12 protein-coding genes are annotated in these 14,008 nt (G+C 59.2%); 6 read left to right on the top strand and 6 right to left on the bottom strand.

Features of this window, described 5'->3' with window-relative positions:
- The first annotated feature begins 12 nt into the window (after positions 1 to 12).
- On the top strand, positions 13 to 1,041 hold the full coding sequence (gene tdh, locus HB633_RS18820) for an L-threonine 3-dehydrogenase (RefSeq protein ID WP_213779687.1): 1,029 nt from the start codon (positions 13 to 15) through the stop codon (positions 1,039 to 1,041).
- A gap of 39 nt (positions 1,042 to 1,080) precedes the next feature.
- Here tdh and HB633_RS18815 read toward each other — a convergent pair whose 3' ends face one another.
- The 4 genes from HB633_RS18815 to xylA all read right to left on the bottom strand — a co-directional run bounded on the left by HB633_RS18815 (position 1,081) and on the right by xylA (position 6,520).
- Positions 1,081 to 2,277: a sugar ABC transporter permease gene (locus HB633_RS18815; RefSeq protein ID WP_213779686.1), complete on the bottom strand. Its 1,197-nt coding sequence runs from the start codon at positions 2,275 to 2,277 to the stop codon at positions 1,081 to 1,083.
- The gene (gene xylG / locus HB633_RS18810) at positions 2,274 to 3,830 is read right to left on the bottom strand and encodes a D-xylose ABC transporter ATP-binding protein (protein ID WP_213779685.1); all 1,557 of its coding nucleotides are present in this window, start codon (positions 3,828 to 3,830) and stop codon (positions 2,274 to 2,276) included. Before xylG ends, HB633_RS18815 begins: the two co-directional genes overlap by 4 nt.
- A gap of 76 nt (positions 3,831 to 3,906) precedes the next feature.
- Complete coding sequence (xylF, locus tag HB633_RS18805) at positions 3,907 to 4,950, bottom strand: D-xylose ABC transporter substrate-binding protein (protein ID WP_213779684.1); 1,044 nt, start codon at positions 4,948 to 4,950, stop codon at positions 3,907 to 3,909.
- A 253-nt stretch (positions 4,951 to 5,203) separates the two neighbouring features.
- Complete coding sequence (xylA, locus tag HB633_RS18800) at positions 5,204 to 6,520, bottom strand: xylose isomerase (RefSeq protein WP_213779683.1); 1,317 nt, start codon at positions 6,518 to 6,520, stop codon at positions 5,204 to 5,206.
- Positions 6,521 to 6,782: 262 nt separating this feature from the next.
- On the opposite strand from xylA, the gene HB633_RS18795 reads away from it, so the two are divergent.
- Both HB633_RS18795 and HB633_RS18790 read left to right on the top strand, forming a co-directional pair.
- Entirely contained in the window at positions 6,783 to 7,991 is a 1,209-nt protein-coding gene (locus HB633_RS18795) for a DNA-binding transcriptional regulator (RefSeq protein ID WP_213779682.1), read from the top strand.
- Positions 7,992 to 8,016: 25 nt separating this feature from the next.
- Positions 8,017 to 9,093, top strand: a complete 1,077-nt coding sequence (locus tag HB633_RS18790; protein ID WP_213779681.1) for an aldose epimerase family protein — start codon at positions 8,017 to 8,019, stop codon at positions 9,091 to 9,093.
- An 11-nt stretch (positions 9,094 to 9,104) separates the two neighbouring features.
- Here the strand turns inward: HB633_RS18790 and HB633_RS18785 are convergent, their stop codons facing one another.
- Together HB633_RS18785 and HB633_RS18780 are read right to left on the bottom strand one after the other, a co-directional pair.
- Positions 9,105 to 9,452 (bottom strand): cupredoxin family copper-binding protein, encoded by a 348-nt coding sequence (locus HB633_RS18785; RefSeq protein WP_213779680.1) that lies wholly within the window; start codon positions 9,450 to 9,452, stop codon positions 9,105 to 9,107.
- A complete protein-coding gene (locus HB633_RS18780) occupies positions 9,449 to 10,414 on the bottom strand; it encodes a metallophosphoesterase (protein ID WP_213779679.1) in 966 nt (321 codons plus the stop codon). Before HB633_RS18780 ends, HB633_RS18785 begins: the two co-directional genes overlap by 4 nt.
- 190 nt (positions 10,415 to 10,604) lie before the next feature.
- On the opposite strand from HB633_RS18780, the gene HB633_RS18775 reads away from it, so the two are divergent.
- From HB633_RS18775 to HB633_RS18765, 3 genes are all read left to right on the top strand, one after another.
- A complete protein-coding gene (locus tag HB633_RS18775; RefSeq protein ID WP_213779678.1) occupies positions 10,605 to 11,213 on the top strand; it encodes an RNA polymerase sigma factor in 609 nt (202 codons plus the stop codon).
- The gene (locus HB633_RS18770; RefSeq protein ID WP_213779677.1) at positions 11,203 to 11,880 is read left to right on the top strand and encodes an anti-sigma factor; all 678 of its coding nucleotides are present in this window, start codon (positions 11,203 to 11,205) and stop codon (positions 11,878 to 11,880) included. Before HB633_RS18775 ends, HB633_RS18770 begins: the two co-directional genes overlap by 11 nt.
- 373 nt (positions 11,881 to 12,253) lie before the next feature.
- A complete protein-coding gene (locus tag HB633_RS18765) occupies positions 12,254 to 14,005 on the top strand; it encodes a PQQ-binding-like beta-propeller repeat protein (protein ID WP_255581013.1) in 1,752 nt (583 codons plus the stop codon).
- The last annotated feature ends 3 nt before the right edge of the window (positions 14,006 to 14,008 follow it).

Raw genomic sequence — 14,008 nt, 5'->3', positions numbered from 1 at the left:
ATCGAGGCGAACATGAAAGCATTGGCAAAGCTGGAACGCGCACCGGGCCTGACGATGACGCGGGTGAAAAAGCCCGAGGTCGGGCACAACGACGTGATGATCCGCATCACGCGCACCGCGATTTGCGGCACGGATATTCATATCTGGAAATGGGATGACTGGGCGCAGAAAACCATTCCTGTTCCCATGCACGTGGGTCACGAATATGTTGGCGAGATCGTGGAGATGGGACAGGAAGTACGCGGCTTCGCGATTGGCGATCGTGTGTCGGGCGAAGGACATATCACGTGCGGGTTTTGCCGTAATTGCCGCGCGGGGCGCCGGCATTTGTGCCGTAACACAGTAGGCGTTGGTGTAAACCGGCCCGGTGCATTTGCTGAATTCCTGGTGATCCCGGCATTCAACGCGTTCAAGATCCCGCCGGAAATTTCTGATGATCTCGCCGCGATCTTCGATCCATTTGGTAACGCCACGCATACGGCGTTGTCGTTCAACCTCGTCGGCGAAGACGTGCTGATTACCGGCGCCGGGCCAATCGGCATCATGGCCGTGGCAATCGCCAAGCATGTCGGCGCGCGCAATGTGGTGATTACCGACGTGAACGATTATCGCCTCGAGCTTGCACGGAAGATGGGGGCCACGCGTGCCGTGAATGTGTCGCAGACTTCGCTGCGAGATGTGATGGCGGAGCTCCACATGACCGAGGGCTTTGATGTCGGACTCGAGATGTCCGGCGTGCCGAGTGCGTTCAAGGGTTTGCTCGAAGCGATGAATCACGGCGGCAAGGTCGCGATGCTCGGGATCCCGCCGGCGGAAATGGCGATCGACTGGACTCAAGTGATTTTCAAGGGGCTGGAGATCAAGGGCATCTATGGGCGGGAGATGTTCGAGACATGGTACAAGATGGTGGCCATGTTGCAGAGCGGGCTCGATCTTTCGCCCATCTTGACGCACCGGTTTGCCGTCGATGACTATCAGGAAGCGTTCGCTGCGATGCTCTCCGGGCAGAGCGGAAAAGTGATTCTGGACTGGACGGTGTAATTGCCGACGCGGGGGCAGGTAGAGGCCCCCGCCGCCGTCCTACCGTCTATCCCCCGATATGACGTCGATCCAGACCGCCAGCACCAGAATCCCGCCCTTGACGATCATCTGCCAATAGGAATCGACATCGAGCATCGACATGCCGTTGTCGAGGCTTGCCATCACCAGTGCACCGATCAGCGCACCGTACACCGTGCCGGAACCACCACGCATCGATGTGCCGCCAATGAAGCACGCGGCGATCGCATCGAGTTCGCCCATGGTTCCCGCCGACGGCGACCCGGCCGCCAGCCGGGCCGTATTGATCAAACCGCCGAGCGCGCACATCAATCCCATCAGCGCAAAAATCATCAGCTTCACGCGATTCGTATTCACGCCGGACAAGCGCGTCGCTTCGAGATTGGAACCGACCGCATAGATACGTCGCCCGAACACCGTCTGCGTCGCAATATACGTAAAGATCCCGAGCAAGGCCAATAGCAGCAGCACAGGTACAGGAATGCCGCCATAGCGGTTCAGCGTAGTGACGAATGCGACCAGAACCAGACCGGCCGCGACGATCTTCACGCCATCTTGCCAGAGCGGCACGACGGCCAGTTTGTATCGCTGGCGGTTTTGCCGCTGACGCACGGTCAACGCAACGAGTATCACGAACAAGACCAGCGCAAGTGCATTGCCGGCCAATCGCGGCAAATATCCTTGCCCGATGAAAACCAGATTCTCCGATGCCGGCGCAATTGTCGACCCGCCCGTCACCCCAAGCAACACGCCGCGATAGGCCAGCATGCCGCCGAGACCGACAATGAATGAAGGCACGCGCAAATAGGTCGACCACCAGCCGTTGAAGAGTCCGATCGCTATGCCCAGCAGCATCACGGCAGGCACGGTGAACTGAATGGGCCAATGATGCGAAACGTCGAGAATGGCGGCTACGCCACCCAGCAATCCAAGCAATGATCCAACCGACAAATCAATCTCACCTGCAATGATCACGAAGACCATGCCGCACGCAAGCATGCCGGTAATCGACATTTGCCTGAGAAGGTTCGAGAGGTTTCGCGGCGTGACGAATGCACCGTCGGTAAGGAATGAAAAGAATATCCAGATGACCGCGACAGCAAGCAGCAGCGCGAGCAATTTATAGCGCGTGAACAGTTGCCTGAAACGTTGACCGGAACTCGCGCGTGCACCACCTGCAGTGCCGCGCTTGGGAGACGACGTAACGTCAGGTGTCATGCGACGCTCGCTTGAATAGAAGTTGCTTGAGACGGCGCGCCAATTGCGGCAGCCAGGATATGTTCTTGCGTCAGTCCCTCGTTGATGAAGTCGCCGCGTAATTCGCCCTCGCCTATCACGAGCACGCGGTCGCTGACGCCGAGCACTTCATTGAGTTCCGACGACACCACGATGATCGATACCCCGCGCCGCGCCAGCGCAAACATCAGCTTGTAGATCTCGAACTTGGCGCCGACATCCACACCGCGAGTGGGTTCATCGAGAATCAGGATGGCGGGGTCGGTCAGGAGCATCTTGGTCAACACGGCCTTCTGCTGGTTGCCGCCCGACAAGCTCGCAATGGACAACATGGGCGTCGCGGCGCGCACTGACAGACGCTTCATCTCGGTGTGGATGGTGTCGAGTTCCGCGGCGGAATCGATACGCCCGCCCTTCGCAAACCGGCTAAGCACAGCCAACGTGATGTTGTGGCCCACGCCCAGTTGCGGCACGATGCCGTGACGCTTGCGGTCTTCAGGCACCATGCCTATGCCGGCGTTGATTGCATCCGCCGGCGTCCTGATCTTGAGCTTCTTGCCGTTCAGATAAACGTCCGCTTCGCTCACGCCAGGATAAGCGCCGAAGATGGCCTGCATCAATTCAGTTCGCCCTGCGCCAACGAGCCCTGCCACGCCGAGAATCTCGCCTTTGCGCAATGAGAACGATATGTTGTCCACGCGCTTTCTCTGCGCGTTCGTGACATCGAGACATGTCACATTCCTGGCCTCGAAAATGACCTCGCCGATCTCATGCGGCTCGCGCGGAAACAGGTTCTTGATTTCGCGGCCGACCATCATTGCAATGATGGCGTCCGTGCTCAAACCCTTCATGGGCTGCGTGGCGACATGCTTGCCGTCGCGGATCACGGTAACGGTATCGCACACGGCTTCCACCTCGTCGAGTTTGTGCGAGATATAGACACACGCAACGCCGCGTTTCTTTAAATCTCGCACGATGTCGAGCAGGATGCTGATTTCGCTCGCCGTCAGCGAAGACGATGGCTCGTCGAGAATGAGCAGTTTTGCGCGCTTGTTCAAGGCCTTTGCAATCTCGATCAGTTGCTGATGACCGCCGCCATAGTTCATCACCGGCTGCGCCACATTGATGCCGATGATGTTGAGACCGCGCAGCAGTTCGTCGGCGCGCTGATACATTGCGGCGTAATTCATGCGCCCGCCGCTCAGCGTGATTTCGTTACCGAGGAATATATTTTCCGCCACCGACAGTTGCGGCACGAGCATCAGTTCCTGATGAATGATGACAATGCCGGCGTTCTCGGTATCGCGAATGTTCATCGCGCGTAAAGCCTGTCCTTCCCAAAGGATTTCGCCATCCCACGTTCCATGCGGATAGACGCCTGACAGAACCTTCATCAGTGTAGACTTGCCCGCGCCATTTTCGCCGCACAAGCCCACACATTCACCGGGCGCGACCACCAGGTCGATGCCGTCGAGCGCCTTCACCCCACCAAACGTCTTGACGATGCCGTGCATTTCCAGCAGCGCATTTGCCATGCGTGTGTCCCTGACGTGATTGTACGTAAAGGCCGCTTTCGGGCCTTTACGCACAGGCTCATCGATGCGTCGATTGTCAATTGCCGGCCAGTTGCGACTGCGTATAGAACCCGTCCTTGATGACGGTATCGACATTGGACTTTGTCAGGAGCGTTGGCTGCAGCAATACGGTATCGACCTGTTTCTTACCGTTGTCGTACTTGGCGTTATAGGCGGGCGGCTGCCCTTTTGCCAGGTCGACCGCAAGCTTTGCTGCGTCGCCCGCAATCAGCTTGAGCGGCTTGTAGACCGTCATGGTCTGGGTGCCGTCCACGAGTCGCTTGACCGCCGCGAGGTCGGCGTCCTGCCCGGAGATGGGCACCTTGCCCGCCAGCTTTTGCGCTGCAAGCGCCTGAATTGCGCCGCCTGCCGTGCCGTCATTGGAGGCCACGATGGCGTCGATCTTGTTGTTGTTCGCCGTCAGCGCATCTTCGGTAATGCGCAACGCCGTTGCTGCGCTCCATTCCGGTACCCACTGCTGGCCAACGATCTTGATGTCACCACGATCGATAGCCGGCTTAAGGATCTTCATCTGGCCTTCACGCAACATCTTGGCATTGTTGTCGGTCGGTGCACCGCCCAGCAAAAAGTAATTACCCTTAGGCTGCGCGTTGAAGACGCCTTGCGCCTGCAATTCGCCCACCTTCTCGTTATCGAAGGAAATGTAGGCATCCACATCTGCATCCAGGATCAGCCGGTCATAGGACACGACCTTGATACCCGCCTTGCGCGCTTCCGCCACCACGTTGCCAAGCGTCTTCGAATTGAAAGGCACGATGACGATGACATCGACGCCACGCGAGATCAGGTTTTCGATTTGCGAAATCTGGCGCGCCTCGCTGGCATCGGCGGATTGCACCGATACCTTGGCCCCGAGCTTGGTCGCGGCTGCAACAAAATAGTCGCGGTCGCGTGACCAGCGCTCGACACGCAAGTCATCGATACAGAAGCCTATTTCGGGTTTGTCCTTACTGGCATGAGCCAGCGATGGAATCAGGGATACGCTGGCGAACATCGCACCACACGCGAACGTGGCCAGGATTGAACGGCGCATTGCAGACTTCCGCGTTGCAGACTTCATGTCTCACTCCTTTTTATGGTTGACTGGCCGATGCGTCACCCCGCGTAGCCGGTCAAGGCCACGCATGTGCGAGAGAAAGGGACGTCGGCGGAATCTACTGCTTGCGCCGCGAATTCGTGTTCACGGTCGTCGGTTTTACGAAAGCTTCTATCTTTGATTTTTCGATTAGGGTGGCCTTTATCCGCATCTTGCGCAATTGCGAAATCAGCCGGGCCGATTAACGTTTTTCCTTGCGGCTTTAAGGTTTGGAACCTTAGCCGTAAATTGCCTGATTGACGATGTTCTCCAGATACTCCTGCTGGCCGCTGACATGCTGAGGGTTAACACGGCGGCCTAATGCATCAATGGCAAGCGACTCCAGAGAGTAACCGCCCGCGAGAATCTTGCGGCCAAATTCCGTATCCCAGCCTTCATAACGGCGTTTCTTGAACTCCGCCAGCTTGTCGTTTTCAACCAGCGCAGCCGCGCGCTCCAAGGCAATGGCAATAATGTCGATCGCGCCAATATGACCGTAAAACAGGTCTTCGGGCGCAACACTCTGGCGCCGGACCTTTGCATCGAAATTCATGCCGCCCGTGCTGAAGCCGCCGTGCTTCAATATCTCGTAGAGCGCGAGCGTCAGCTCTTCAACGCTGTTCGGGAACTGGTCGGTATCCCAGCCATTTTGCGGGTCACCACGGTTTGCATCGACGCTGCCGAATATGCCAAGCGCGTAAGCCGTCGCGATTTCATGATGAAACGAATGTCCAGCGAGCGTTGCGTGATTTGCTTCTATGTTCACGCGGATTTCGTTTTGCAAACCAAACTGCGTGAGAAAGCCGTGAACGGTGGCGACATCGTAATCGTATTGATGTTTGGTGGGCTCTTGCGGCTTCGGTTCGATCAGCAAGGCGCCCTTGAAGCCGGTCTTGTGCTTGTGCTCGACGACCATGTTGAGAAAGCGTCCAAGCTGATCGCGCTCGCGCTTGAGGTCGGTGTTCAACAGCGTGTCGTAGCCCTCGCGTCCACCCCACAGCACATAGTTTTCTCCACCTAAGCGATGGGTCGCTTCCAGCGCCTGAAAGACCTGCGTGGCCGCGAAAGCAAACACTTCGGGATTGGGGCTCGTCGCGGCGCCCGCCGCATATCGCGGATGCGAAAATAGATTCGCGGTGCCCCACAGCAGCTTGATTCCCGTCTGCTCCTGCTTGGCCGCCAGATAGTCGGTCACGCCTTTGAAGTTGTTGACGTAGTGCTTGATGCTGTCGCCTTCCGGTGCAACATCGGTATCGTGGAATGTGTAATACGGCGCGCCGAGCTTTGCGAAAAAGTCGAACGCGGCATCCGCCTTCAGATGAGCGCGTTCGATCGCGTCGCCGGGTTGCTGCCACGGCCGGTGAAACGTGCCCTGTCCAAACATGTCCACGCCCGGCCATACGAACGAATGCCAGTAGCAGACAGCCAGCCGCAAGTGATCTTCCATGCGTTTTCCGAGCACCAGCTTGTCACGATCGTAGTGGCGGAAAGCAAAGGGATTATTGGAATCCGGGCCTTCGTAGCGCACAGCCGGCAGATGTTCGAAATACGACATGGGCGTCTCCGTCTTTTAGTGTGACGCCATGCTGCCAGCTTGGTCCGCCTCAGGGCAATTGCGAAATCCGCCAGCGCTCATGGTGATTCTTGAGCTAAGTGGAAATCGGGCTGGCGGCAAGCCTCGTGCACAGCCTAGAATCAGCAAACGCTAAAAAGCGGCTAATAAACGACTAATAAGCAAACACAAAGGCGCATGTTGCGCCGCAACGGAGATGACGGGCTTCTCGCTGCAATGCGACGCGAAGTCCGTCCGGAGCTCGATGACACGACCCCAGACCGCTCAGGCTTCACACAGGATCGCGCTGCTGTTCAACGCGAACAAGGTGTATGACCGCGAAGTGATTACGGGCATCGGCAATTATCTGCTGTCCACGCGCGTTGCATGGGACCTCTTTCTGGAGGAGGATTTCCGTTGCCGGCTCAACGGGATAGAACGCTTCGAGGGCGATGGCATCATTGCGGACTTCGACGATCCCGCTGTCGCCGAAGCACTTGGCGATTCACACTTGCCCGTGGTCGCGGTCGGTTCGTCGTATTCGGATGCTGCGTGCTACCCGGCCAACCTGCCCTACATTGCCACCGATAACGCCAAGCTCATGTCGCTGGCGTACACACACCTGATCGGTGCCGGCCTGCAGCGCTTCGCCCTTTATAGCCTGCCGGAGTCGCCCGAGAACCGCTGGGCTCAGGAGCGTGAACTGGCGTTCAAGGCGCTGATTGCCGCGGACGGCCTCGAAGCCGATATTCATCGCGGGCTGCCGACCAGCGCGCCGGTCTGGAGTCAGGCGAGCGCGCAATTGACGTCATGGCTCGAAAGTTTGCCGAAGCCTGTTGGCGTGATCGCCGTCACGGATGCACGCGCGCGCCACTTGCTACAAGCGTGCCTCATTTCGGGCATTGCGGTTCCGGAGCAGGTAGCCATCATCGGCATAGACAACGATCCCTTGACGCGTTCGCTCACGCGTATACCGCTGTCCTCGGTTATTCAGGGTACCGAAGAAATGGGGCGAACGGCGGCGCACTTGCTTCATCAGATGCTGGGCGGCGCGCGCTTCCATGGCAGGCGCATTCTCGTGCCGCCGGTCGGCATCAACGTGCTTGAATCGACCCGTCATCAACCTGTTTCAAGTCCCTATGTCATGCGTGCCCGCCACTATATCCGGCAGTACGCATGTCAGGGCATCAAGACCGAACAGGTGGCCGATTACGTTGGCGTATCGCGTTCATCGCTCGAGGATTATTTCCGGCGTGAACTCGGTCATACGGTGCATCAGGAAATCCTGAACCATAAACTCGATGTCGCGAAACAACTTCTCGCGCGCCACGACCTGTCGAGCGCGGAAGTTGCCATCCGCTGCGGCTTCACTTCATTGCAGTACATGTACGCCGTCTTCCGTCGCGAGCTCGACTGCACGCCGCGCGAGTATCAGGAGCGGCTGCCCGTCGCGCCATGCGACCAGCCCGGCTGATCCCTCTTCCATGAATCTCGCTGCCATGCCTACCATCGCCCGATCAGGCTCTGTCCGCGTAAGCGCCGAACGCTGGGGCACGCTGCCCGGCGGCGATGTCGCGAGGTTGTTCACGCTGCGCAATGCGCATGGCATGCGCGTGGCGATCAGTGATCTCGGCGCGACGCTGGTTTCATGGAACGCGCCTGATCGCGCGGGACGCGTGGCGGACGTGCTGCTCGGCCACGACACGCCCGCCGAATATTTTGCCGGCCATGCATATCTGGGCGGCGTGATCGGGCGCTGGGCGAACCGCATCGAAAACGCGCGCTTCGCGCTTGGCGGCGTGGCTTATTCGCTCGATCGCAACGAAGGCGGGAATCTGCTGCATGGCGGCGCGGCGGGGTTTCATCGGGCGTTATGGGAGGCGCGGGAAGTCGATGGCGGTATCGAACTTACGCACGAATCACCAGAGGGTGAAGCAGGATTTCCTGGCGCGGTGTCGACCACGTTGCGCTACACACTGGACGACGACGGCACGCTGACGCTCGCGTACGAAGCGGTATCGGACGCGCCCACGCCGGTCAACCTGACGAACCACGCATGCTTCAATCTCTCGGGCGACGACACTACCGATATCCGCGGCCACGTCATTTCCATAGACGCCGATACCTTCTTCGAAGTCGATGCCGCCCTGATCCCCGAGAACCGCGCGGAGGTGGCGGGCCATGCGTTCGACTTCCGGGCGAGCGCTCCGCTTGGCGCGCGGCTCGACTGGCCGCACGACCAGTTGTCGCGCGCAGGCGGATTCGATCATTGTTATGTGGTCGGTGAAAGCGCCGATGCGCACAAGCCCGTGGTGTGCCTCTACGACCCCGCCAGCGGGCGCGAACTGACCATGGGTACGAACGCGCCCGGCGTGCAATTCTATACCGGCAACCATCTCGATGGCATCGTCGGGCGTCACGGCAGGCGCTACGGCAAACACGCCGGCCTGTGCCTTCAGGCAGGCGCGTTTCCGAACCAAGTCAACATGCCGGACGCCGGCAGCGTGATCGTGAGCCCGGGCGAAACCTACAGGCAGGTCACGTGGTATCGCGTCGGCGTGCGGCACGGGGCGTAAGCTCACAACGCCTATTTCACGACGATCGTTCCCGTCATGTGCGGATGCAGCGAGCAGAAATATCGATACGTCCCCGGCTTTACAAAGACCTGTGAAAACTTTTCGCCGGAATCTAGTGGCGGCGATTTGAATGTCCGCGGCGAGGCATCTTCTACGACGGTATGAGGAATATCGTCGCGGTTTTCCCACGTCACCGTCGCCCCGGCCGCAATCGACAACTGCGCGGGACCGAACGAAAAGTTGTCGATCACAACCGTGGCGGTTGGCGCGACGTCGGCGAATGCGGGACTAGCTGCAATGCTTGTTGCGATCAGCAGCGTTGCAATCCGTACCACCGTGAGAGTTGAAAAGAGGCTCATACGCTCAACCTCGTATCGACGATTGCCAGTTCGATCTTGCCCGGAACGTAGTTCACGGAACGAACGCCAAGCAAGGTGCGCAACGTGTCGGCGGGGACTTTCATTGGACCGGGACCCGCGGCCTTGCCCGGCCCCGGTTGGGGAAAGGCCGTGGACATCGCCGAGTAGAAGCTGATGTCCCCCTCCACCTTCTGCGCGACCTGGTGCACGTGACCGTTGAGCACCGTCACCGATCCAAACCGTTTCATCAGGCTCAATGCCTGCGCGCTGTCGTCGGTACCCCATCCCCATTCCGGGTACAACGACCACAACGGAATGTGCGCAAACACTACAAGCGGCGTGCTGCTCGAACGGCGTGCAAGGTCTTGTTTGAGCCAGGCGAGTTGTTCGTCGCCGAGGTAACCCAAACCGCCGCCTTTCAGATTCAACACGTTCGTCAGACCGATGAAGTGAACCCCGCCCTGGTCGAAGCTGTACCATTTTTTATCAGCGGGCTTCGAGAAGCGTTCGAAATAGGAATTGCCGTCGTCTACCAGGACGTCGTGTTCGCCAGGGACGTAGTGGACATCGAGGCCTGCGCTGCCGATGATTTGCGCGGCTGTATCGAATTCGCCCGGCTTTGACAGATGACTGATGTCGCCGGTGTGGATCATGAATGCGGGCTTTTCGTTCGATGTGCGGATCTTGTCGACGGCTTCCTTCAGCGTGCTTGCCGGATCGAGGTTCGGGTCCTTGCTGAAGCCTATGTGACTATCGCTGATCTGCACGAAGCTGAACGCGTGACGGTCGACTTCAGCGGCTTGTGCCGTGCCACCCAGAAGTTTCGAGCCGGGTACGCCGCCGTTGAGCGTCCATAACATGCCGGCTCCGGCCCAGGCCATGCAACTGAGCGCGGTTCGTCGTTTGGCGCCATGCCCGCTGAGTATTTCGGGCTGGTCGGTGTCTTTGGTGATGTCGGGCATGGCGGGTTCCTTGTGTCGTTGTGAATGGGTTCAAATGCCCCATGCTCATCGAACCGAAACACGCCCCGCCTTATTCCCGGTTTATTTTTCGCGCAAAGCGACTCGATCGGGAATAAATTAATGTCGGCGCCGGTAAGTTAGGTTGAGTGCCCGCGCTTTCGCGCAGCCGGCGTTTCCAGGGAGAACACCGATGGGGAAGTCCCCGCCGAATCGCTTTGATCAGGTGATGCTGCCGCATCTGGACGCGGCGTATAACCTTGCCCGCTGGTTGAGCGGCAGTGCGACCGAGGCCGATGACGTGGTGCAGGAAGCTTTCCTGCGCGCCTTCCGTTTCTTCGATGGCTACACCGGCGACAACCCGCGCGCGTGGCTGCTCGCGATCGTGCGCAATACGTGGTTCACGGAGTGGCGCAAGCATCGTCATCAGGCGGACGCCACGCCTTACGACGACTCGTTGCAAGTGGACGAGCAGCTTCCTGGCTGGTCCGACGAAAGCGGCGATGACCCTGAGAAGATCGCGGTCCGCCAGGATGAAACCGAGCTTGTGCATCGCGCGCTGGCCATGTTGCCCGTGGAGTTTCGTGAGGTGATTGTGCTGCGTGAACTGGAGGACATGAGTTACAAGGATGTGGCGGTCGTGGCGGGCATCCCGATTGGCACCGTCATGTCGCGGCTCTCACGCGCACGGCGTTTGTTGTGCAACGCGGTGCGCGTCGCCCAGGGCAATCCGGAACAACCTGCTATTCGTCTGGTGAAGACACCACCCGCCAGTGCCGAGGAGTCCAAGCGTGGAAACTAATAATGAAGTGTCACTCGCCGAAAAGCTGCGCGACGGATCGCTGTACGAACGCGCGCCGTCGTCCTTGCATGCGCAGGTGCGCGCGCGGCTCAATGAACAACACAACAAGAAATCATGGTTCTCGTTGAACTGGCCGATGCGCTCCGCAGGGCTGCTGTTTGCCGGAGGCGGCATCAGCGGGATCTGCGCCTGCGCGCTGGTATTTCTGTCCGTGATGTTCTTTCAGCGTCCGGCCGGATCAGGCGCGATCGAGCAGGAAATTGTCGCGAGTCATGTCAGGGCGTTGATGTCATCGCGAACCATGGATGTGCTCTCAAGCGATCAGCATACGGTGAAGCCCTGGTTCAACGGACGCATCGATTACGCACCCCCGGTGGTCGATCCACAAGCGCAAGGATTTCCGCTTGTTGGAGGAAGACTCGACTATGTCGATCATCGGCCGGTTGCCGTGATGATTTATCGCTACCTCAAGCATCCTATCGATCTTTATGTTTTCCCTGATACCGGGGCGCGTACGGCGGCCTCCACAGCAATGACTACTGAGTCGAGTGAAGGGTATTCACTGATCAAGTGGCGGCAGAACGGCATGGTTTTCTGGGCGATAACCGACGCTTCGCCAGTTTATTTGAAGCGGTTCGCCGACTCCATTGTCGCGGGCTTGCAATAGCGTTTTGCTGCGAGCCCAGGCGCAGCCTGGGCGGCCTTTTTCATCACACGTTTCAACCCCGTCTCAACTGTTTTCATGGAAGGCTCTGGCGGTATTCATCTGACATTCACGTCATTGGAAACCAGCCTTCGTACAGACAATTCACACTCGTGACACGCAAGACGAACCGCCTCTGACCGGGCGCTTTTCTTGCTGCTATGGGGCACCACACGCCGCTTCGTCATGCTGATTAAAGAGCAATTCGTGCTCGGACGATGCGGGTATCACGTGCTGTGGGACCATCTGACACGGGAGAACCACCGTGAAATCTCTGCACTCCAAATTCGCTTTTTGCACGGCCTATCAGCGTCGTCTCTTCGAGAGTTGTGCAGGATTGCTGGTGGCGGTGTGCCTCGGGTCGTGCGGTGGTGGTTCAGGCAGTAGCCCGGGCACTTCCGCAAGCGCGGGTGGCGCTGCCGGCGCCAGCGGAACCACCGCAAGCCCGAGCGCAACGCCAGTGCCCTCCGCAAGCACGCCGGCCGGCACAACAACCACGCCTCCCGCAACACCGGCCACGCCAAGCATGCCGGCATCCGGCGGCACGAATACCGGCTCAACCACACCAACCGTCCCATCCTTCGCGACGGACGTACTGATGCATCACAACGACCTCGCGCGAACGGGTCAAATGCTTGGCGAGACAACGCTCACGCTGGCCAATGTCAACTCGACCACCTTCGGCAAACTGCGGTTCCTTCCCGCCGACGGCAAAGTCGATGGCCAACCGCTCTTCGTCACCAACCTGACTGTAGGCGCAGCCACGCATAACGTTGTCTATGTCGTGACCGAACACAACAGCGTCTACGCCTACGATGCCGACAGCGGCGCCGCGTTGTGGCAAAAATCGCTGATGAGTGCTGGCGAAACCCCGAGCGCCGACGCAGGTTGTAACGACCTCACACCTGAAATCGGAATCACGTCGACGCCCGTTATCGACCGATCGCGCGGACCGAATGGCGCGCTCTACGCGGTTGCCATGACCACGGACGCAGGCGGCAACGTTCATCACCGTCTGCACGCAATCGATCTTTCTACAGGAGCCGAATTGTTCGGAGGCCCAACTGAAATTTCCGCGACCTACCCGGGCAACGGCGCCGAAGGTTCGAATGGCCTGCTGACCTTCAACCCGGCGTTGCACACCGTGCGCGCCGCGCTGACACTGGTCAACGGCAACATCTACATGGGCTGGACCGCGCACTGCATGGGCGGCAATTACAACGGCTGGCTGATGACATACAGCGCGGACACGCTGAAGCAAACGGGCGCGCTTCCTGTGACGCCGAACGGCAGCAAGGGATCGATCTGGATGGCGGGTTCGGGCATGGCGTCGGACGGGACATCGATCTATTTCATCGATGGCAACGGCACGTTCGGCACCAATCTCAACGCCCAGGGATTCCCGGCCGACGGTGATCTTGGCAATGCGTTTGTCAAGCTTTCCGCCACCGCAACGCCGGTCGCGACCGATTATTTCGCCATGTTCGACGTCGTGGCCCAAGCTGCGGCCGATAACGATTTCGGTTCAGGCGGCGCGATGTTGCTGCCCGATCAAACCACGTCGAACGGCACCGTCAAGCATCTGGCGGTGGGTGCGGGCAAGGACAACAACATCTACGTTGTCGATCGCGATAACATGGGAAAATGGAACCCGGCGACCAACAATATCTGGCAAATGCTGAGCGGCGTTCTGGCGGGCGGTATCTGGGGGTCGCCTGCGTACTACAACAACGTGGTCTATTACGGCGGCCAGACTGACGCGCTCAAGGCGTTGCCCGTCACCAACGCGCTGCTCGCCACCACGCCGTCATCGCAGAGTCCGACGCGGTTTCCCTATCCCGGAGCAACACCGGCAATCTCCGCAAACGGCGTCAGCAACGGCATTGTGTGGGCGGCGGAAAACGGCGCGGTCGCCGCGTTGCACGCCTACGACGCCACCAATCTCGGGCGCGAGTTGTACAACAGCAATCAGGCGGGAGCACGAGACCAGTTCGGCGCGGGCAACAAGTTCATCACGCCGATGATCGCTGCAGGAAAAGTCTATGTGGGCACCACGAACGGTGTGGCAGTGTTCGGCTTGCTACGTTAATGG

The sequence above is a fragment of the Caballeronia sp. dw_276 genome (assembly GCF_018449635.1).
Taxonomy (GTDB): domain Bacteria; phylum Pseudomonadota; class Gammaproteobacteria; order Burkholderiales; family Burkholderiaceae; genus Caballeronia.
This window is presented reverse-complemented; position numbering and strand designations above follow the sequence as displayed.